Origin of the sequence: Allonocardiopsis opalescens (genome assembly GCF_003002095.1) — a bacterium.
In the GTDB taxonomy this organism is placed as follows: domain Bacteria; phylum Actinomycetota; class Actinomycetes; order Streptosporangiales; family Streptosporangiaceae; genus Allonocardiopsis; species Allonocardiopsis opalescens.
The window spans coordinates 510,635-530,855 of sequence record NZ_PVZC01000006.1 but is presented as its reverse complement, the minus strand read 5'-3'; the positions used below and the strand labels follow the sequence as shown (position 1 = coordinate 530,855).

Here is a 20,221-nt window from a genome sequence, read left to right as displayed (position 1 = left end):
GCCCCCGCCCGCACCGCAGAGCCATCCGAACCGAGGAGAAGGGGACTAGACGATGCCGCGACCGATCACCCTGTTCACCGGACAGTGGGCGGACCTGCCGTTCGAGGAGGTGTGCCGGCTCACCTCGGAGTGGGGCTACGACGGCCTGGAGATCGCCTGCTGGGGCGACCACTTCGACGTGGACAAGGCGCTCAGCGAGGACGGCTACGTCGAGCGCAAGAAGGAGACGCTCGCCAAGTACAACCTGAACGTCTGGGCCATCTCCAACCACCTGGTGGGCCAGGCCGTGTGCGACCACCCCATCGACGAGCGGCACCAGGACATCCTGCCGTCGCGGGTGTGGGGCGACGGCGAGCCCGAAGGCGTGCGGCAGCGCGCCGCCGAGGAGATCAAGAAGACCGCGCGGGCCGCCGCCAAGCTCGGCGTCGACACCGTGGTCGGCTTCACCGGCTCCTCGATCTGGCACACCGTGGCGATGTTCCCGCCCGTCAGCCAGTCCATCATCGAGCGCGGCTACGCCGACTTCGCCGAGCGCTGGAACCCTATCCTCGACGTCTTCGACGAGGTGGGAGTGCGCTTCGCCCACGAGGTGCACCCCAGCGAGATCGCCTACGACTACTACACCACCAAGGCGGCGCTGGAGGCGATCGGGCACCGCCCGGCCTTCGGCCTGAACTGGGACCCCAGCCACTTCGTGTGGCAGGAGACCGACCCGGTGAACTTCATCTTCGACTTCGCCGACCGGATCTACCACGTCGACTGCAAGGACGCCAAGGTCCGCACCGGCGACGGCCGCCGCGGCCGCCTCGGCTCGCACCTGCCCTGGGCCGACATGCGCCGCGGCTGGGACTTCGTCTCCACCGGCCACGGCGACGTGCCCTGGGAGGACTCCTTCCGCGCCCTCAACGCCATCGGCTACGACGGCCCCATCTCCATCGAGTGGGAGGACGCCGGCATGGACCGCCTCATCGGCGCCCCCGAGGCCCTGGAGTTCGTCCGGAACCTCGCCAAGATCGAGCCCTCCGCCGAGTCCTTCGACGCGGCCTTCAGCAGCGGGGACTAGCCGCCCGCGTACCCGCCCACCTCACGGCCGATCCGGGGGTGGGCGGCGTGCGCCCGCCGCCGGATCCGCGCCCGCGGGGCCCGATGGCACCGGCGGCGCCGTGCCGCGGGCACGGCGCCGACCGCCAGGATGGAGCCATGACGATCGAGGTGAGCGAGGCCGGCCCCGAGGGCGCGCCGGCCGTGGTGCTGCTGCACGGGGCCGGTACCAGCGGGTGGATATGGGAGCGGCAGGTGGCCGGGCTCGCGGCGGACTTCCGCGTGCTGGTGCCCGACCTGCCCGGGCACGGGCGCAGCAACGGCCGCCCCTGGGTGTCCTTCGCCGACACCGCGGCCCTGGTGGCCGGGCTGCTCGCCGAGCGGGTGCCCGGCGGGCGGGCGCAGGTCGTCGGGCTGTCGCTGGGGGGCTATGTGGGGATGCACCTGGCCGTCGAGCACCCCGAACGGGTGGCCGGACTCACGGTCAGCGGCATCAACGTGCTGCCCTTCGCCAATGCGGCGTGGATCCGGCTGCTCGGCCGGATGATGACGCCGATGATGCGGTGGGAACCGGTGCTGCGGGCCAATGCGCGCACCCTCAAGGTGTCCGAGGCGGAGTACGCCGGGTACCGCGCCTCGGCGCTGCAGATGGACAAGGGCGCCGTCCGCAGGGTGACCGAGGAGGCGCTGGCCTTCCGGATCCCCGACGGGGCCGGCTCGGTGGCCTGCCCGGTGCTGGCCGTGGCCGGGGGGAACGAGGTCGAGTCGGTTCGCCGCTCGCTGCCGGAGATCGCGGCCGCGTTCCCGTCGGGCGAGGCCCGGCTGGTGCCGGGGGTGGGCCACGCCTGGAACGGCGAGCGGCCCGAGCTGTTCACCGGACTCGTGCGGGCCAGGATCGCCGGCGCGCCGCTGCCGGAGGAGCTGCTGCCGGTGTGAGCCCGCCCGCGCACGCCGTGCGCGCGGGACTCTCCCCGCGTGCACGGCGGCGGTGCGGCGGCCGTCGGCGCGACGGCGTCGGTCACACCGCGCGCAGGTCGACCTCGATGTTGCCGCGGGTGGCGTTGCTGTACGGGCACACCTGGTGGGCGGCCTCGATCAGCTGCTGGACGGTGTCGGAGTCCACACCCGGGATCGCCACTTCGAGGGCGACCTTGAGGCCGAAGCCGCCGCCGTCGATGCTGCCGAGGGTGACCTTGGCGGTCACGGTCGACTCGCCGGTGTCCACCTTCTGGCGGCGGGCCACCACGCCGAGGGCACCCTGGAAGCAGGCGGCGTAGCCGGCCGCGAACAGCTCCTCGGGGTTGGTGCCCTCACCGGAGCCGCCCATGTCGGTGGGCGGGGTGATCCGCACGTCGAAGGTCTTGTCGGCCGAGACGGCGTGGCCGTTCTGCCGGCCGCCCTGGACGGAGACCTCGGCGGTGTAGAGGTCCTTGGTGAGCTGTACGGTCATGGTCGTCCCTTCGTCTTCACTTCGCTTGCCGTGCTGCTGCGGTCGCGGCGCGCCGCGACCGGGCCCGAGGGCTCGGCCGGCCCGCCGCCCCGCGTACATGCTCGCGCATCCCGAACGGCTCCGGCTGTCCGGGGGCGCCGGTAGGTTCTAGCCTTGTGGCGGACTCTTCTCTTCCCTCCGTGTCCGAGCTGCTCGCCGTCGCGGTCGCCGCGCTCGGCGGCTCCGAGCGGCCCGGCCAGGCGCGCATGGCCGAGGCGGTGCGCGAGGCCATCGAGACCGACGAGCACGTCGCCGTGCAGGCCGGCACCGGCACCGGCAAGTCGCTGGCCTACCTGGTCCCGGCCATCCGCCACGCGGTCGCCGCGGAGACCACCGTGGTGGTGTCCACGGCCACCATCGCCCTCCAGCGCCAGCTGGTCGACCGCGACCTCCCCCGGCTGGCCGAGGCGCTGACCGGCCCGCTCGGCCGCGCGCCGACCTTCGCCATCCTCAAGGGCCGCCGCAACTACCTGTGCCGCTACAAGCTCACCACCGGCGCGAGCGACGACGACGAGCCCGCCCTGTTCGACCCCCGCTCCGTCTCCTCGCTGGGCCGCCAGGTGGCGCGGCTGCACGAATGGGCCGAGGAGACCACCACCGGCGACCGCGACGAGCTGGTGCCGGGCGTCAGCGAACTCGCCTGGCGGCAGGTCTCGGTGTCGGCGCGCGAGTGCCTGGGGGCGGGCCGCTGCCCCTCGGGCGGCGAGTGCTTCGCCGAGCAGGCCAGGGAGGACGCCGGCCACGTCGACGTGGTGGTCACCAACCACGCCCTGCTCGCCATCGACGCCATGGAGAGCTTCCCGCTGCTGCCCGAGCACGACGTCATCGTGGTCGACGAGGCCCACGACCTCGTCGACCGGGTCACCTCCGTCGCCACCGGCCAGCTGTCGGAGGCGCTGGTGGCCGCCGCCGCGCGCCGGGCCGGGCGCGCCTGCGACCAGGAGGTCGCCGACCGGCTCGCCGAGGCGGGGGAGGGGCTCGGCCTGATCATGGCCGACACCGAGCCCGCCCGGCTCGACCACCTCTCCGAGGCGCTGGAGGGCGCCGTCACCGCGGTCCGCGACGCCGCGCACGCCTGCGTCACCGCCATCGGCCCCGACCGCAAGGACGACGCCGACGCCTCCAACGTCCGCAAGCTCGCCCTGGCCGCGCTCGGCGAGGTGCACGACGACGCCGTGCGGATGCTGGCGGCCGTGCAGCCGCCGATCGCCGAGCGGCGCGAGGTGGTGTGGCTGTCCTCCCCGCCCAGCCAGGCGCCGTCGCTGCACGTCGCGCCGATGGAGGTCGGCGGGCTGCTGCGGGAGCGGCTGTTCGGCGACCGCACAGTGGTCCTCACCTCCGCCACCCTCACCCTCGGCGGCGCCTTCGACCACCTCGCCCGCCAGTGGGGCCTGCCGGTCCACCGCAAGGACCACCCCGGCCAGACCGGCCACCCCGACCCGCGCGACCGCCCCGAGGCCGTCGCCGACGGCGAGTCCGCGCCGGCCTCGGCCGAGCCGGTCTGGCGGGGCCTGGACGTCGGATCGCCCTTCGACTACCCGCGCAGCGGCATCCTCTACGTCGCCCGCCACCTGCCGCCGCCCGGCCGCGACGGCCTCGCCGACGCCTACCTGACCGAGATCACCGAGCTGATCCAGGCGGCCGGCGGCCGCACCCTCGCGCTGTTCTCGTCCATGCGCGCCGCCAAGCAGGCCGCCGAGGCGCTGCGCGAGCGCATCGAGCACCCGCTGCTGTGCCAGGGCGACGACTCCACCGGCCAGCTGGTGCGCGAGTTCGCCGCCGACGAGCGCACCTGCCTGTTCGGCACTCTGTCGCTGTGGCAGGGCGTCGACGTCCCCGGGCCCGCGCTGCAGCTGGTGATCGTCGACCGCATCCCGTTCCCGCGCCCCGACGACCCCCTGGCCTCGGCCCGGCAGCGCGCCGTGGCGGCCAGGGGCGGCAACGGCTTCATGAGCGTGGCCGCCTCGCACGCCGCGCTGCTGCTGGCCCAGGGCGCCGGGCGGCTGCTGCGCACCACCTCCGACCGGGGCGTGGTCGCGGTGCTCGACCCGAGGCTGGCCACCGCCCGCTACGGCGGCTTCCTGCGCGCCACCCTGCCGCCGTTCTGGGCCACCACCGACCCCGAGGTGGCGCGGGCCGCGCTGCGCCGCCTGGACGCCGCGGCCGAACGGGTGCCGGAGGCGGCCCGCTAGCCGCAGCCGCAGGTCGGCGGCTGGAAAACCGGGTGACTGCGGCAGGCCGCGCTGGGATACTCGCCGGGCACCGCGCGTCCGCGCGGCCTGCCGCCGAACCCAGGAGACCCCCTTGGTGCAGCGCTTCACCGCCCCCGGCCTCTTCGCGCCGCCCGACTACGCCCACGCCGCCGTGGTCGAGGCCGGCGAGCGCCTCGTCTTCACCGCGGGCTCCGTACCGCTCGACCCCTCCGGCGCCGTGGTCGAGGGCTTGGAGGCGCAGACCCGCCAGGTGCTGGCCAATCTGGACGAAGCCCTGCGCGAGGCGGGCAGCGAACTGGCGAAGGTCGTCAACAGCACCGTGTACGTGGTGGCGTCGGAGCCCGAGGAGCTGAGCCGGGTGTGGGAGATCGTGCGCGCCTCGCCGCTGGCCGCCGGGCCGCACACATCCACCCTGCTGGGGGTGCCGGTCCTGGGCTACAGCGGGCAGCTGGTGGAGATCACCGCCGTCGCCGTGGCCGGCTGAGGGCTCAGCGCGGCACCCGGTAGCCGAAGAGCCGCACCGCGTACCCGGGGCGGCGGCCCTCACCCGGCTGGATGTACCAGTGGCCTTCCGCGCCGCCGGTCATCAGCTCGTTCCACAGCAGGTCGATCAGCTTGAGCCGGGCCACCACGGAGGAGCCGGGGTCCAGCACGATCGCGTAGGCGTGGTCGTCCAGGCGGCGGGTCAGCATGCCGACGGGCTGGCCGTCCCAGACGGCCGGCACGGGGGCGTGGCCCACCTCCACACCGCACTGCCGCAGCTGGTCGACCTCTTCGTCCAGGGCTTCGGCGGCGAGGGCGTCGTCGAGGTTGAGGGCGTCTTCCAGCTCGTCGCGCTCGGGGTCGTCGCGGAGGTAGGCATGGGTGGTCTGCTCACCGCAGACGGCGCACTTGCGCCACACCACGCAGCGGGCGAAGCCGTAGGCCGACTGGGCCTCCCCGACATGCCGGTGGGTGCTCACGGCCCGGGTGTTGCCGCACTGGCAGCACAGCGCGGTGAGAGTCTGCGTCATCGATCGTCCCCCCTCCAAGGTGAGTATGCGTGCTGGTGCGGCCCACCGGTACCCCATCGGGGATGTGGTTCGACTGGACCTTACTGCGTGCCCCTGCCCTGCCGCAGCCCGGTCCCAACCCCGGGCCGGCGGGCGCCGCGGCCCCGAAAGCGCTGCTGGGCCGACGGGTGAGGCCGCCGTGGCGCTCCGTGCCGGTGCGCGGCGGAGTGACGCAGATCAACGGCCGGGTCGCCCGGCGTTGACGAAATCCTTACCGGACGGTCAGGCGACTGTGCCGCCGGGGGAGCCGCCGCGGGAGGCGGCGGACGGATCGCGGGCCGGCGCGGCCGGGGACGCGTCGCCCCGGTCCTGCGGCGCCACGAGCGGGTGCTCCTCGACCTTGTAGCGGCGGATGTAGTTGGACAGGAAGGCCTGCAGGCTCGCCCCGGCCGGCAGCGCCAGCAGCGCGCCGTGCGGGCCCAGGATGGCGGCGCCGGCGATGACCGCGGCGAAGGCGACGGCGGGGTGCATGTCGAGCGTGCGCGCGGTGATCTTCGGCTGGAGCCAGTAGTTCTCCACCTGCTGGTAGGCGACGATGAACAGCAGCACCCACAGCGCCGACCAGGGGTCGTCCAGCAGCCCGATCAGGATCGGCATCAGGCCGCCCAGGTAGGTGCCCACCGTCGGGATGAACTGCGACAGCACGCCCACCCAGACCGCGAGCGCGAAGGCGAACGGCAGGTCGATCAGGGTGAAGAAGACGTAGTGCGCGAGGCCGCAGATGAGCGCGAGCAGCCCGCGCGAGTAGATGTACCCGCCCGTCTTGGTGATCGCGATCTCCCAGGCCCGCAGCACCTCCCGCTGCGTCTGCGGGGTGAGCACCGAGCAGACCGCGCGGCGGAAGCGGGGGCCGTCGGCGGCGAGGTAGAAGGTGAACAGCATGACCGTCAGGCCCTGGAAGACCAGCCCGAGCACGGTGGTGCTCGCGCCCCACACCCCGCCCGCCAGCGAGGTGGCGTAGTCCTGCACCCGGGTGCTGGCCACCCGCAGCTGGTCGACGAGGGTCGCCGACGACCAGCCCAGGTCGAAGGAGTCGTTCAGCCACTCGATGGTGGCGCCGACCCGCTGCGGCACGTCGGCGGCGAGGTTGACGATCTGCGCGACCAGCATGGAGCCGAGCACCGTGAAGAAGGTGCCGAGCAGCACCAGCAGGACCACGAAGACCACGCCGGTGGCGGCGGCGCGCGGCCAGCCCTGCGCGGCCAGCCAGTTCACGGCCGGCTCGATGGCCAGCGCCAGGAAGAGCGAGACCAGTACCAGGGTGAGCAGGCCCTCCAGCCGCACCAGCAGCCACCAGCCGGCCCCGAAGGCGGCCACCGTGGCCATGGCGAGCACCAGGGCCCGCGGTACCCACGGCGGCATACCGGAGCTACCGGCCAGCTTCGGCCAGATGGACGCCTGCTCGGCCGCGCCGTCCGCGTCGCCCGCGACCGGCCGGCCGTCGTCGCGGGGCCGGCTCATTCGGACTGGAGGCCGCGCTTGTTGCGCTGGGTCCAGTCGCGCATCCGCTGCGGGTACCCGACGATCTGGACGTCGTATACGGGCAGGGCGAGGTCGTGGGCGACCTTGCGGATCACCGAGGGCGCGCCGACCCGGCGCCGGATCCACTCGCCGTTGGTGGCCACCGCCACGGCGGTGGTGTCGGTGGCGAAGGTCTCGGGCTCCACGTAGAACTCCACGCCGACCCGGCTCTTGGCGAACTGGACCAGCGCCGCGACGTCGGAGTCCTCGGCCTCGCGGTCGAAGCGGTTGATCCTGCCCTGCTTCTTGGACCGACGGAGGCCGAACCGGTCACGCCATCCCATACGCTCCGCTCCCTCTCGGCCGTCCGTAGCCGCGCCGGACCCCTGGAACCGCTGGGGCGCGGCGGCTCCTACGCAGATTATCCGGTGCCGCGGACATCCGGTGGACGAACCCTGCGTGGCCGGATCATGACGCCGCGTGGTGCCCGCACGTCGGAGACGGTGGATCCGCCCGCGCCGTCCTCCGGCCGCTGCTACCGTCGGCACAGAAGTGCGCCGGCGGCGCGGTAGGGACGGGGACGGGGCGGTTATGGACATCTGGAGATGGGTCGCCCGGCAGGTGGCGCCGCTGCGCGCGGCCGGTCACAACCGGCTGGCCGTGGCGCTGGTGCAGGCGCCGGAGCTGGCCGCTCGCGGCCAGACCCAGCGCATCGAGGGGCTGCTGGCGCCGGCCTCGGAGTCCGCCGAGACGGCCGTGCTGCCCTGGGCCGGCGCGTACCTGCGGTTCTGGGCGCTGCGCAGCCGGGTGGGCAACCGCCAGCACGGCGCCATCGCACTGGCCGACATCAACACCATGCACACCGAGGTGCGCACCGGCGAGGGGCCGATGTGCCCCGAGATCGTCTGCCCGGCCGAACTCGTGCTGCTGGCGCTGAGCAATATGGACGGCCCCGGCCACGTCGTCGAGCGCAGCGCCCAGGTGAGCCAGCAGATCGACCAGCTCTCGCCCGACTGGCCCAGCTTCGCCGCGCTCTCCCAGGGCTACGCCGAGATCCTGATCGACGACGACCGCCCCGAGGAGGCGATCACCTACCTCGACCGGCAGGCCGGCCGTGTCCGGGCCGCCGGCGAGCAGACCGGCCCCTACTACGGTCTGGCCTACGTCCGGGCGCTCCGCCAGCTCGACCGGCACGACGACGCGCTGCGCGCGCTCGACCACCTGGAGGAGACGACCCTCGGCGCGCTGCCCGCCCGGATGCCCGGCCGCGACGACGTGCAGCGCCGGGTGCGCTTCGAGCGGGCCCGGCTGCTGGCCTGGCAGGCCAGGACCGGTTCGGTACCCGTGGAGACCGCCATGGAGGCGCTGCCGGGCGTCAGCGAGGCCGAGGCCCACCCCGACCTGCGCGCGGCCTGGGCCGAGGCGGTGGAGAACCTGGTGGAGCTGGGGCGGGTGCGCAACAACTGGCAGCTCGGCGCCGTCCTCACCGGCTGGTCTCGCTACTGCGAACGGGTCGGAGCGCACCGCCGCGCCCTGGAGATGTCGCTGATCGCCGCGCGCCTCGCCGCCCGCCGCGGCGCCCGCTGGGTGGGCGGGGCCGCCCGCGCACGCGCCGAGCGGGCGCTGCGCCGGGTGCGGCGCGCCGACGACCTCGCCGCGGACCTGGCCGAGGCGCGCGCCGACGCGGCCGCGCTGGCGCCCGTCGAGCTGCCGGTGCCGCCCGAGCAGCTGCTCGCGCACCTCAACGAGCGTCCCGGCGCCGCCCCGGCCGCCGACGATCCCGCGGCGGCCGCCGCCGACGTCGAGACCCGCGCCGACCTGGTGGTGGCGGCGCTGGCCGTCCGCGAGGACGACCTCAGCCTGCTGGCCGCCCTCGGCCAGCTCGGCGGCGCGCTGCGCCAGCCCGACGCCGCCGCCGAGGCGCAGTGGCCCCGGGTGGCGGCCGACCCCTCCGACGAGCGGGCCGGCCTGGTGCTGCTCGACTCCCTGCACCGCGCCGAGGACGCCGCCGGCATGGCGCGGCTGGCCCGCGCCACCGAGACCGCCAACCCGAAGATCCGGCACTGGGCGCTGGCCCGCGCGGCCCTGCTCGCCGGCGACCTCGGGGCCTGCGCCCGCGAGTGCGCCCGCCTGGTCGAACTGGACCCCGCCGGCCTCGGCGCCCGGCGCCTCGGCGCCGACGTCGCCGCCCGCCTCGCCGACTGGCCCACGGCGCAGCGGCTACGCAGCGAAGTGCTCATGCTCAGCCCCGAGCCTCGCCCCGCCGACCGCTGGGCCCTGGTGGTGGCCGCCACCGCCGCCCGCGACTGGACCACCGTGCGCGCCCTCGCCGGCCAGCTCGGCCTGGAGGTGCCGCCCGGCACCGGCCCCATCGACCAGCGCGGCCACGCCGTGCGCATCCGCTTCACCGACGAGGACGGCTCACCCCGCCAGGCCTACGGCAGGCGCACCGGACCCGCCACCGCCCGCATCGTCCAGGTCCTCCCCAACGGCGCCGCGTGCAACGTCAACGACGTCGTGGTCTTCGACCCCACCCCGCTGGAGCCGCCGCCCCCCGACGAGGAGGCCCGCCGCCGCTACGCCCCCCTCTACCGCCACGTCACCACTCTGGAGACCGGCGGCTACTGGACCTACTCCTACAAGGGCGTCTGGCCCGGCAAGGACATCTGGACCCAGGCCCGTGCCCGCCTCGCCAAGGCCGGCTACCCCACCTGGGACACCGCCACCGGCGAGTCCACCGGCCCCCGCGCCCGCACCGCCGTCTCCCCGGACGGCGAGCGCCTCCCCGTCCTGGCCGGCCGGGTCGCCGTCCCCACCGACGGCGACCCCGCCGCCCTCGACCGCCTCCTGCACGAACTCACCGACCCCTGGCCCCACCCCCTCACCTGGCTCGACCTCGCCCGCGAGATCGGCGCCGACCTCACCGCCCACGAGCAGGCGGTGCTGGGGTACGGGTTGTAGGGGCGGGGAGGCTAGGACTGGTCGGAGAGCGTGCCGTTCCTGATCTCCCGTTCGATTTCAGTGGATTCCCGGTATCCCTTGGCCGTTTCGCGGGTCTGCTCGGGGAGGGCGGGGTCGTTCTCCAGCCGGGTGAAGTAGTCGAGTTGGCCGGACCTGTCGAGGGTCCAGATCGCGCCGATCGGGTCGGCGGCGTCGTCCTCGTGCAGGCGGGGGACGGCGGACTTGAGCATCTCTTTCAGGCGGAGTCCGTCCTGGCTGGTGGTCACGTCGTGTCCGCGCGGGCGGCCGACCGCGTCGATCAGCCACTCGGTGACCAGACGCGTGGCGCCGCGTACCGTTCCGCGTAGCCAGCCGCGTCCGAACACCTCGACGGCCTCGGCGGGAGGGTCCGTGACTCCCGGCCCGAAGAGAACATCGAGGTCGGTGTTGTCGCGCATCCACTGGCGGATTCGTTCGAAGGACATGTCCTGGATGGTGGGGAAGTCCGCGGCGAACCGCCGTGTGAGTCCGAAGAAGCCGTCATGGAACCGGTCTCCGAGCACGTCGGGGGCGTCCGCGGGGCGCGGCGGGTGTCCGGCGAGGTAGGACAGGCAGATCTCCAAGGCGCCGAACGCCTCCTCCCGCCGCTCCTGCGTAACCTTCCACGCCTTGACCGCTGCCCGTCGGGCGGCGAGGTCGTTCAGATTCCACGGATGGGGAAGGCGGGCGAGCCGCGCGGGCACGAGTTCAGGGGACAGGGGCACAGCGGTCAACTCCAGGGCCTCAAGCGTTCGCGGGCAGCGTCAAGATCGGGCAGGTTGGCACTGAACCAGTCCCGCAGGTTCCGGCTCTGATCATCGCGGCTGCTGAGAAGGTCGACCGCCGCCTCTTTCAAACGTTCCAACCGTTCCGGGTCCAACTGATGGGAGCCGAGTAACAATGGGATCTCCCGCTCGATCAGCTCATTGACGATGTAGCTGCGATCGTCCTCACGCTTCATCAGACTGAGTAGCCCGGTCCAGCCCTGGTCGGTGCCGATATGGACGGCGACGCGGCGGCCGTCCGGGTCCGCGTCCCGCCACTGGACCATTCTCCTGAGTTGGTCAGTGCTCTTTCGGATCTTGTTCGCCAAGGCCTGGGCGGTGTTCTTGATCTCGTACAGGTGAATTCGGCCGTCGTTGCCCGCGTAGATGACGTCGGCTTCGGCGACGGGATAAGCCCGTACTTCGATGCCGTGGCCCAGGTCCAGCTTCTCGCGTGCCGTGGCGCTGATGGCCATTCTGCTGTTCGGGGCGAGTTCGCCGCTGCCGAGGAGGGTGGCGGCGTGGCGCAGTTCGGCGGCGGCGCCCAGGGCGTTGTTGGGGTCGGCGCCCGTGAGTTTGCGCAGGTGCTCGCGGTAGATGTCGTCGTGGCGGCGAGGCGTCCCGGCGATGCGTCCCGAGTGCATCACGGTGTCGAGGTCCGCGAACGCCCGGGCCAGGAGCGGATCGCCCCGGTCCAGAATCCGGGCGACGCGCTCGCTCAGGCCCAGGTCGGCCGCCCGGGCCAGGGCGGTGGCCGGCGGCGGATCGGCGGCGGACCGGATCCACTCGTCCAGGCGCCGCTCGGCGACCTCCTCGCCGGGACCCGGCGGACGGTCCTCGCCCTCAGCGGCGGAGTCGATCTCGTCTGAGGACTCCGGCAGGTCCCGTTCCAGCTGTTCGAGCCGGGTGAGGCCGGTGTGCGGGTCGCGCTGCTCGGCGGCGGCGCGCAGTTCGGCCATGGCGCGCTCGAAGGGGGTGGCGCCCTCGGGGGCGGGCCGGGCGGGAGGGCTCTCGGGCCGGCGCGGGCGGTCGCCGCCCGGCGGTCCGTCCATCGCGGCCATCGCACCCCCTGTTCGGTTCGTGACCGAACGTAGCCCCTGGACGGACGGGAGATACGGACTGGCCGCATCAGGCCAGGCGGCGGAAAGGCCGTGGTGTCAGGGCTTTCCGATCACCGGAATCGGACAGGAGGCGGCGGGGCGGAGTGATCCCGGGCACGTTCCGTCACCGGATCGGGTCGGTCGCGGCGGGATGTCACAAGGCGTGGCCGCCCGCGACCTGGAGGACCTGGCCGGTGATCCAGCGAGCCTGCTGGGAGGCGAGGAAGACGACGGCGTCGGCGATGTCGGCCGGGGTGCCGACCCGGCCCATCGGGACGATGGACTCGGCGTGGCGCAGGATGTCGTCGGTCATCCAGCCGGTCTGCACGGGGCCGGGGGCGACGGCGTTGACCCGGATGCCGCGCCCGGCCAGGTCGAGGGCGGTGGCGCGGGTGATGGCCTCCAGGGCGGCCTTGGAGCTGCCGTAGCCGATCTGGCCGGTGAAGGCGCGGGCAGCGTCGGTGGAGATGTTGACCACGCAGGGCGGTGCGGTGGCCGTGCCGCCGGGGTGCCGGCGGGCCAGTTCGGCGGTGAGCAGGGCCGGCGCGATCGCGTTGACGCGGTAGTGGCGGTCCAGAGCGTCGGCGGTGAGGGTGTCGATGGAGTCGGGGCTCTCGCAGTGCGCGGCGTTGTTGACGAGGACGCCGACGGGGCCGAGCCGGTCCGCCACCTCGTCCAGCAGCCGAGCGGGCGCCCCGGGGGCCGCCAGGTCGGCCGGGATCGCGGCCGCGTCCGGCAGTTCGGCCGCCAGCCGCTCGGCCGCCTCGGCCGGGGGGACCATGTGCTCCCAGCGCGCACCGGCGGGCGCGTCGGGGGAGCGGTCGAGGTAGTGGACGGCGACCCGCGCCCCCTGCGCCCCGAAGGCGCGGGCGATCGCCGAGCCGATGCCGCCGCCCGCCCCGGTGACCAGCACGACGCGGCCGGAGAGTCCGGTATCGATCATGCTCCGAGCTTCGCGCAGACCGCCGGGACCGGGCAACGGGATTTCGGCGCGGGCCGTGCCCGACGGGACCGCCGGGCACGGCGCTCGGCGGCCGCTCGGTGGCCGCGGTTCGCCGGTACCGGTGGCGGATCACGCGCCCGGGGCCGGCCGCCCCCGCCCGGACCGGGGATCCCGCCCCGGTCCGGGCGGGTGGGTCACCCGCCGTAGAAGACGACCTCGTCGGGGGTCGGGCGGCTGAAGTCGAACTCCTCGATGGGGCCGGTCTCGCGGTCGGTGACGCGCGGCTCCTGCAGGATCTCGGAGCGGCCTCCCGCGTGGTACTGCGTGACGTAGGCGCCCTGGAAGCCGGAGTGCTCGCCCTCGGCGGTGGAGAACGGGACCAGGCCGGGGCCGTTGAACTCGCCGGAGTGCAGGGCGTCGACGAGGCTCTGCCGGGTGAGGTCGGGTCCGGCGGCCATCAGGGCCATCGAGGTCTGGGTGGCCTGGACCATGCCGTAGAGCAGGGTGTTGGTGAAGGGCTGCTCCTCGGGCACGTACTCCTCGTAGATCTGCGTGTACAGCTCGAGCCAGGGGTCGTCGGCGGCGGTGGCCTGCGGCAGGTAGCCGGTGGCGATCAGGCCGTCGAGCATGTCGTCGGCGGTGCCGCCGTCGGCGTCGGCGAACTCCTGCAGCAGGCCGTTGAGGGTGACGGTGTCCGCGCCGATGCTGCTGGCCACGAACTGCGGCTCGTAGCCGATGGCCTGCGACTCCAGGATGAGCAGCGCCATGTAGGTGGGGATGCACTCGCAGATCACCACCTCGGCCCCGGCCTCCTCCAGGGCGCTGACCTGCGGCCCGATATCGGTGTTGCCCGACTCGTACGGCTCGCGGACGACGATCTGCTCGCCCAGGTACTGCTCCAGGCCCGCCTGGGTGTCGGTGCCCACGTCGTCGTTCTGGAAGAAGACGCCGACGCTGGCATCCGGGAAGTTCTCGGCCACGTACTGGCCCTGGATCTTGGCCTCGCGGGTGTAGTCGACCTGGTAGCCGAAGGTCAGCGGGTGGGTGTCGGGCTGGTTCCACATCAGCGCGCCGGAGGAGACGAACAGGTCGGGCACGCCCTGCTCGTTCAGGAAGTCGATCACGCGTGCGTGGGTGGGGGTGCCGAGCCCGCCGACCATCGCGAAGATCTCGTCCTGGAGGACGAGCTCGTTCACCACCTCGACGGTGCGCACGGGGTCGTAGCCGTCGTCCTCGACCAGGTACTCGATCTGCCGCCCGTGCACGCCGCCCTGCGCGTTCACGTAGTCGAACACGGCCCGCGCGCCGACGGAGATCTGGCTGTAGCCGGGCGCGGCCGGGCCGGTCAGCGGCATGTGCGTGCCCAGCCGCACGCTGTCGTCGGTGACGCCGGTGGACACGTCCAGCGACGCGGCGTCGCCCTCGGCGACCTCGCCCGCACCGGTACAGGACGCGGTGAGCAGGGCGGCGGCGGCCAGCACGGCCACCAGGGGCGGGGCTTTGCGCATTTCTCCTCCAGGGTGTGCGAGTGCGGGGGCGGATACGGCGGGGTCGTGGGGGTGGGGAGAGGCGCGGTCCGGGCGCGGGGACTCAGTCGGGCCGGCCGCCGGGGCCGATCCGGCGGGTGCGCACCGCCGCGCCCAGCCGGGCCAGGCCGCCCTGCACGCCGGAGGGCCACAGCAGCACGATCGCGATGAGGGCGGCGCCGAACAGCGCGATGGGCAGATTGTTGGCCACGTGGTCGCTCAGGCCGAGCGCCTCGGCGGCGTCGTGCCCCCAGACCTCGACGTACACCAGCGCCAGCGCTCCCCACAGCGCGCCCCACAGGCTGCCGAGGCCGCCCAGGACGACGGCGGCCAGCAGGCTGAGCGAGAGGGCGAGGCCGAACGAACTGGGGGTGGCCGTGCCCAGCAGGTACGCCTGGAGGGCGCCGGCCAGCCCGCCGCAGCCGGCGCTGATGACGAAGGCGACGGTGCGCAGCCGGCCGGGGCGCAGCCCTGACAGCGCGGCCGCCGCCTCGTCGTCGCGCACCGCGCGCAGCCGCCGGCCGAGCCGGCCCCGGCTGACGTTGGCCACCACGACCAGCGCGAGCAGCACGGCCAGCCACACCACCCAGGACTGCCAGCGCGGGTCGGGGACGGTGTCCGACAGGGCCGGGGGCGTGCCGGCGACCGAGAAGGTGAGCCCGTTGCTGCCGCCCAGCGCCTCCGGGTAGCGCAGCGCCACGGCGGGCAGGCCGACGGCGAGGATGAGGGTGGCGCCGGCCAGGTAGGGGCCGTGCAGCCGGGCGGTGGCCGCCCCCACCGCGACGCCCGCGGCGCAGCTCGCCGCGATGGCGAGCAGCAGGTTGGCCCACAGCGGCGAGCCGGGCACGTGGATGACCAGCAGCGCCATCGTGTAGGCGCCGATGAACATGAAGGCGCCGTGGCCGAGGGAGATCTGGCCGCTCACCCCGATGAGCAGCGCCAGCCCGGCCACGGCCACCAGGTGGTAGCCGATGGTGGCGATGCGCAGATTGGTGAACGGGTCGGTCACCGAGGTGAGCAGCACGATGCCGAGGAAGGCGGCGAGCGCTGCGGCAAGGTGCCTGAGCAGCATCGGCGAGCGGCGCCAGCGGTCGAGCACGGCCGCACGGCCGGTCCTGGCGGTGTCGTCGGTCACGGGGTCCCTCCGCAGGTCCGGGCGGGTCGTCGGGCGCGCCACGGTCACACCTGCCGGGCGCGGGGGCGGGTGAACAGGCCGTCGGGCCGCAGGCTGAGCACCACCACCACGATCACCAGCGCGGCCAGCGTCACCAGCTCGGGCCCCAGGTAGCCCGAGACCAGTGAGAGGCCGATGCCGAGGGTGAAGCCGCCGAGCACCGCGCCGAACGGGTTGTCGAGGCCGCCGATCACGGCGGCGGTGATGCCGTAGACGAACACGCCGTCGAGCACGTTGGGGAAGATGAACGGCGGCACGGCGAGCATCCCGGCGAGCGCGCCGATCACCGAGGCGATGCCCCAGCCGACCGTGAGCATCAGCCCGACGCGCACCCCCACCATCCTGGCCACCTCGGGCCGGAAGGCCGCGGCCCGCATCCGCAGGCCCAGCGGCGTGTACCGGAACAGCAGCAGCAGGCCCAGCGCGGTGACGCCCACCGCGGCGACGGCGAAGGCGTCGGTGGCCGAGAAGCGGCCGCGGAAGTCCAGCGGGTACGGGAAGGAGTGCGGCTCGTTGCTCCACACCATGCCCGCGACGCCCTGCAGCAGCATCAGCAGCCCGAGCGTCACGATGATCGCGCTCAGCTCCGAGCGGCGCTGCACCGGCCGGATCAGCAGCCGCTCGGCCAGCACCCCCAGCGCCCCGCCCACCACCAGCGCGAGCACGAAGCCGAGCCAGTAGCTGCCGGTGGCCCGGGTGACGGAGAAGGCCGTGTAGGCCGCGATCAGCGCCAGGCCCGGCTGGGCGAAGTTCACCACCCGCGTCGCCTGGTAGATGATCATCAGCGAGAGGGCCAGCGCCGCGTAGACGGCGCCGCTGGAGACGCCGTTGAGTACCAGTTCGGCCAGCTGCTCCATCGGGCTCCTCCCGGCTGCGGGCGGTGGTGGGGGGTCAGAACCCCAGGTAGGCGTGGCGGGTGCGGTCGTCGGCGAGCAGCCGGTCGGCGTCGCCCGAGGCGGCCACCCGGCCGAGGGAGAGCACGAAGCCGTGGTCGGCGACCGACAGCGCCCCGCGTGCGTTCTGCTCCACCAGGACGACGGTCAGCCCGGTGCCGTCGCGCAGCTCCCGCAGCAGCCGGAGCAGCCGCCGGGTGACCATCGGCGCCAGCCCGAGCGAGGGCTCGTCCAGCAGCAGCACCCGGGGGCGGGCCATCAGCGCCCGCCCGATCGCCAGCATCTGCCGCTCGCCGCCCGACAGGGCGCCGGCCGGCTGCCGCCGCCGCTCGGCGAGCACCGGGAACAGCTGGTACATCTCCTCGCGCGCCCGGACCCGGTCGGCGCGGTCGGCCCGCCACAGGCCGCCCAGGCGCAGGTTCTCCTCGACGGTGAGCTGGGTGATGACGCCGCCGCCCTCGGGCACGTGCGCCACGCCGTGCCGCACCACCCGGTCGGCGGGCAGCCGGGTCAGCTCGACGCCGTCCGCCAGCACCCGGCCGGACTGCGCGGCCTTGGCGCCGCTGACGGTGCGCAGCAGCGTGGTCTTGCCGGCGCCGTTGGCCCCGAGCACGGCGGTGATCGACCCGGCGGGCACGGTCAGGCTCACCCCGTCGACGGCGCGCACGGCGCCGTAGGCGCTGACCAGGTCGTGCACCTCCAGGGCGGGCGGCGCGGGGGCCGGGGCGCTCATGCGGCGTCCCCCAGGTACGCCTCGGTCACGGCCGCGTCGGCGCGGATCGCCTCGGGCGGTCCGGCGGCGATCACGCGGCCGAAGTTGAGCACCGCGATGTGGTCGCACACGTCCATGACCATGTCCATGTGGTGCTCGACCAGCAGCACGGTCATCCGCTCGCGGAAGCCCCTGATCCGCTCGGCCAGCTCCGCGATCTCCTCGGCGGACAGCCCGCCGGCCGGCTCGTCCAGCAGCAGCAGGTCGGGGTCGGCGGCCAGCGCCCGGGCCAGCGCCACCCGCTTGCGCAGGCCGAAGGGCAGCGACGGCGGCAGCGCTTCGGCGAGGTGGGCCACGCCGAACTCGGCCAGCGCGTCGAGGGCGCGGGCGCGCAGCCGCCGCTCGTCGCGGCCGACGCGGCCGAGGCCGGTGAGCGCGGCCAGGGTGCCGCCGCGCGCCAGCCGGTCGGCGCCGACCATCACGTTCTCGGCCACGGTCATCAGCGGGAACAGGTTCATGCCCTGCAGGGTGCGGGCGACGCCCAGGCCGGCCAGTTCGTCGGGGCGGCGGCCCAGCAGCGGGGTGCCGCGCCAGCTGATCCGGCCGCTGTCGGCGCGCACCAGTCCGCACAGCGCGTTGTAGAGGGTGGTCTTGCCCGCGCCGTTGGGGCCGATGATCCCGGTGACCGTGTTCGGCGCGGCGGTGAGGGAGACGTCCCGCAGGGCGACGACGCCGCCGAAGCGGACCGACACGTCCTCGACGAGGAGTCCGCCGGTGCCTTCCGTGCTGGTCATGACGCCCGTGCACCCGTCCTTCCGCGGCCTCGGACCGCACGTCCAGAGCGGCGGCACCGAGCCGACGGCCCTGGACTCACGGTGATCGGAGTCACATACCGACTAGTTGGTCTGTGAGAAGCTATGTGTGCTCCGGCCCGCTGTCAAGGTGCTCGCGCGGACCGGGATCGACTGCGGGCGCGGCGGTCCCGCAGCCGCGAAAAGCGCGGGGACGGCCGCGTCGCGCGTCCCCTCGGGAGGGCGGCTCAGGCCCCGTCGGACTCCCGCCCCGCGGTGCCGGCCGCCCCCGGCTCCGGCCGCAGGCCGGCGAGCAGCAGCGTGGCGTAGTACTCGCCGAGCTCGCGGGGGGTCATCTTCCCGTCCGGGCGGTACCAGGTGCCGAGCTGGTGGACGGAGCCGAAGTAGTGGATCGTGACGATGCCGGCCGGGATGTCGTCGCGGAAGGCACCGGAGCGCTGCCCCTCCTCGATCAGCGAGCGGAACAGTTCGTGGTAGCGGCGCCGCTCGGCCCGTACTCGGGTCTGGTGCTCGTTGGTGAGCAGGTGCATCGACCGGAAGAAGATCACCGAGTCGTCGAGGTTGGCGATGCTGGTCTGCACCACGTCGGAGGCGGCGGCGAACAGCCGCTCCGGCAGCGGCCCCTCGGCGGCGGCGAAGTCGGCCAGCCGCTGCGTCTGCATCGTCAGCAGCCGCCGGTAGATCTCGTGCAGCAGGTCGTCCTTGGACCGGAAGTAGTGGTACATGGCGCCCTTGGTGACGCCCGCCGCCTCCACCACGTCCTGCACCGAGGTGCTCTCGAAGCCGCGCTGCGCGAACAGCCGGCTGGCCGCGGCCAGCAGCCGGTCGGGCACGGTGCTGCCGCCCGCCCTGCGGCCCGCGGGCGTTCCGCCGCGCGCGATTCGTGCCATGTCGTCTCCCTGATGCGCTGGACCGGCGGCGGCGCCACCGGCCGCAGGATGCCGGAAAAACCGGATCTGGCCAACATACCGACTAGTAGGTATGGTGTCCGCCATGAGCGATGACCCGCCCGGCCTCGACACCGGTCGGCTGCGGGCCTACCTGGACCGCGAGCACCCCGGCTTCGCCGACGGCCCGCTGCGCGCCGAGGTCATCGCCGGCGGGCGCTCCAACCTCACCTACACGGTCACCGACGGACGCGGCCGCTGGGTGCTGCGCCGCCCGCCGCTGGGCCACGTGCTCGCCACCGCGCACGACATGGGCCGCGAGTACCGGGTCATGGGCGCGCTGGCCGGCAGCCCGGTCCCGGTGCCCCGCGTCCACCTGCACTGCCCCGACCCCGAGGTGATCGGCGCGCCCTTCTACGTGATGGAGCTGGTGGAGGGCGCCGTGCTGCGCACCCCCGAGCAGGCGGTCCCGCTGGGCCGCGCCCGCGCCGAGCACATCGCCCGCGACCTGAGCGACGTGCTCGCCGCCCTGCACTCCGTGCCGCCCGCCGAGGTGGGGCTGGCCGACTTCGGCCGCCCCGACGGCTACCTGCACCGCCAGCTGGCCCGCTGGCGCAAGCAGCTGGACGCCTCCCGGAGCCGGCCGCTGGCCGGGGCCGACGAGCTGGCCGGGCTGCTGGCCGGCGCCGTGCCGCAAGCGCAGCGCGCCGCCGTCGTGCACGGGGACTTCCGGCTGGACAACTGCGTCGTCGGGCCCGACGACACGGTGGCCGCCGTACTGGACTGGGAGATGTCGACGCTCGGCGACCCGCTGGCCGACCTGGGCCTGCTGTGCGTCTACTGGGACCGCGTCGGCGCGCTCCCCGTGCTCCCGCTCGACACCGCCGTCACGCCCGGCTCCCCCTTCCCCTCCTCGGAGCGGCTGGTGGAGTGGTACGCCGCGAGCAGCGGGCTCGACCTCGCCCCGCTGCCCTGGTACGTGGCCTTCGGCCACTTCAAGCTGGCCGTGATCAGCGAGGGCATCCATTTCAGGCACATCCACGGCCAGACCGTGGGGGAGGGCTTCGACCGCATCGGCGCCGGGGTCGAGCCGCTGCTGGCCGCGGGGCTGGCCACGCTGGGACACCGGCCGGACGGCGCCGGGCGCTGACAGGCACGTGGAGACGCCGGGAGGC

At 74.2% G+C, this 20,221-nt stretch carries 19 protein-coding genes; 6 read left to right on the top strand and 13 right to left on the bottom strand.

Annotation, left to right across the window (positions count from 1 at the left end; all coding sequences use genetic code 11):
• Positions 1-52: 52 nt before the first annotated feature.
• Complete coding sequence (locus CLV72_RS21885) at positions 53-1,063, top strand: sugar phosphate isomerase/epimerase family protein (RefSeq protein ID WP_106249519.1); 1,011 nt, start codon at positions 53-55, stop codon at positions 1,061-1,063.
• A gap of 137 nt (positions 1,064-1,200) precedes the next feature.
• A complete protein-coding gene (locus CLV72_RS21880; protein WP_170141067.1) occupies positions 1,201-1,977 on the top strand; it encodes an alpha/beta fold hydrolase in 777 nt (258 codons plus the stop codon).
• 82 nt (positions 1,978-2,059) lie between these two features.
• Here the strand turns inward: CLV72_RS21880 and CLV72_RS21875 are convergent, their stop codons facing one another.
• A complete protein-coding gene (locus CLV72_RS21875) occupies positions 2,060-2,491 on the bottom strand; it encodes an organic hydroperoxide resistance protein (RefSeq protein ID WP_106249515.1) in 432 nt (143 codons plus the stop codon).
• Positions 2,492-2,670: 179 nt separating this feature from the next.
• Between CLV72_RS21875 and CLV72_RS21870 the strand changes: the two genes are divergently transcribed.
• Both CLV72_RS21870 and CLV72_RS21865 read left to right on the top strand, forming a co-directional pair.
• Positions 2,671-4,722 (top strand): ATP-dependent DNA helicase, encoded by a 2,052-nt coding sequence (locus CLV72_RS21870; RefSeq protein WP_425428097.1) that lies wholly within the window; start codon positions 2,671-2,673, stop codon positions 4,720-4,722.
• 115 nt (positions 4,723-4,837) lie between these two features.
• The gene (locus CLV72_RS21865; RefSeq protein WP_342755684.1) at positions 4,838-5,227 is read left to right on the top strand and encodes a RidA family protein; all 390 of its coding nucleotides are present in this window, start codon (positions 4,838-4,840) and stop codon (positions 5,225-5,227) included.
• Between the two features lie 4 nt (positions 5,228-5,231).
• Here the strand turns inward: CLV72_RS21865 and CLV72_RS21860 are convergent, their stop codons facing one another.
• The 3 genes from CLV72_RS21860 to CLV72_RS21850 form a co-directional block, all read right to left on the bottom strand.
• Positions 5,232-5,756: a DUF6315 family protein gene (locus tag CLV72_RS21860; RefSeq protein WP_106249510.1), complete on the bottom strand. Its 525-nt coding sequence runs from the start codon at positions 5,754-5,756 to the stop codon at positions 5,232-5,234.
• 261 nt (positions 5,757-6,017) lie between these two features.
• Positions 6,018-7,256 (bottom strand): AI-2E family transporter, encoded by a 1,239-nt coding sequence (locus CLV72_RS21855; protein WP_342755683.1) that lies wholly within the window; start codon positions 7,254-7,256, stop codon positions 6,018-6,020.
• A complete protein-coding gene (locus CLV72_RS21850; RefSeq protein ID WP_106249508.1) occupies positions 7,253-7,600 on the bottom strand; it encodes a hypothetical protein in 348 nt (115 codons plus the stop codon). The genes CLV72_RS21855 and CLV72_RS21850 overlap by 4 nt, the downstream gene beginning before the upstream one ends.
• A 247-nt stretch (positions 7,601-7,847) precedes the next feature.
• On the opposite strand from CLV72_RS21850, the gene CLV72_RS21845 reads away from it, so the two are divergent.
• A complete protein-coding gene (locus tag CLV72_RS21845; protein ID WP_106249506.1) occupies positions 7,848-10,217 on the top strand; it encodes a hypothetical protein in 2,370 nt (789 codons plus the stop codon).
• An 11-nt stretch (positions 10,218-10,228) separates the two neighbouring features.
• Here CLV72_RS21845 and CLV72_RS21840 read toward each other — a convergent pair whose 3' ends face one another.
• From CLV72_RS21840 to CLV72_RS21800, 9 genes are all read right to left on the bottom strand, one after another.
• Positions 10,229-10,939, bottom strand: coding sequence for a hypothetical protein (locus CLV72_RS21840; protein ID WP_146159518.1), 711 nt, complete (start codon positions 10,937-10,939; stop codon positions 10,229-10,231).
• 26 nt (positions 10,940-10,965) lie between these two features.
• A complete protein-coding gene (locus CLV72_RS21835; RefSeq protein ID WP_106249501.1) occupies positions 10,966-12,060 on the bottom strand; it encodes a hypothetical protein in 1,095 nt (364 codons plus the stop codon).
• A 193-nt stretch (positions 12,061-12,253) separates the two neighbouring features.
• Positions 12,254-13,042, bottom strand: a complete 789-nt coding sequence (locus tag CLV72_RS21830) for an SDR family oxidoreductase (protein WP_106249499.1) — start codon at positions 13,040-13,042, stop codon at positions 12,254-12,256.
• A gap of 194 nt (positions 13,043-13,236) precedes the next feature.
• Positions 13,237-14,550, bottom strand: a complete 1,314-nt coding sequence (locus CLV72_RS21825) for an ABC transporter substrate-binding protein (RefSeq protein WP_106249496.1) — start codon at positions 14,548-14,550, stop codon at positions 13,237-13,239.
• Positions 14,551-14,632: 82 nt separating this feature from the next.
• Positions 14,633-15,703 (bottom strand): branched-chain amino acid ABC transporter permease, encoded by a 1,071-nt coding sequence (locus CLV72_RS21820; protein ID WP_245930356.1) that lies wholly within the window; start codon positions 15,701-15,703, stop codon positions 14,633-14,635.
• Positions 15,704-15,747: 44 nt separating this feature from the next.
• On the bottom strand, positions 15,748-16,599 hold the full coding sequence (locus tag CLV72_RS21815) for a branched-chain amino acid ABC transporter permease (RefSeq protein WP_106249494.1): 852 nt from the start codon (positions 16,597-16,599) through the stop codon (positions 15,748-15,750).
• Between the two features lie 34 nt (positions 16,600-16,633).
• Positions 16,634-17,368, bottom strand: coding sequence for an ABC transporter ATP-binding protein (locus tag CLV72_RS21810; RefSeq protein ID WP_106249492.1), 735 nt, complete (start codon positions 17,366-17,368; stop codon positions 16,634-16,636).
• Positions 17,365-18,141 (bottom strand): ABC transporter ATP-binding protein, encoded by a 777-nt coding sequence (locus CLV72_RS21805; protein ID WP_106249490.1) that lies wholly within the window; start codon positions 18,139-18,141, stop codon positions 17,365-17,367. Before CLV72_RS21805 ends, CLV72_RS21810 begins: the two co-directional genes overlap by 4 nt.
• A 245-nt stretch (positions 18,142-18,386) precedes the next feature.
• Positions 18,387-19,049, bottom strand: coding sequence for a TetR/AcrR family transcriptional regulator (locus tag CLV72_RS21800; protein WP_106249488.1), 663 nt, complete (start codon positions 19,047-19,049; stop codon positions 18,387-18,389).
• Positions 19,050-19,152: 103 nt separating this feature from the next.
• On the opposite strand from CLV72_RS21800, the gene CLV72_RS21795 reads away from it, so the two are divergent.
• The gene (locus tag CLV72_RS21795) at positions 19,153-20,196 is read left to right on the top strand and encodes a phosphotransferase family protein (RefSeq protein WP_106249681.1); all 1,044 of its coding nucleotides are present in this window, start codon (positions 19,153-19,155) and stop codon (positions 20,194-20,196) included.
• Positions 20,197-20,221: the final 25 nt, after the last annotated feature.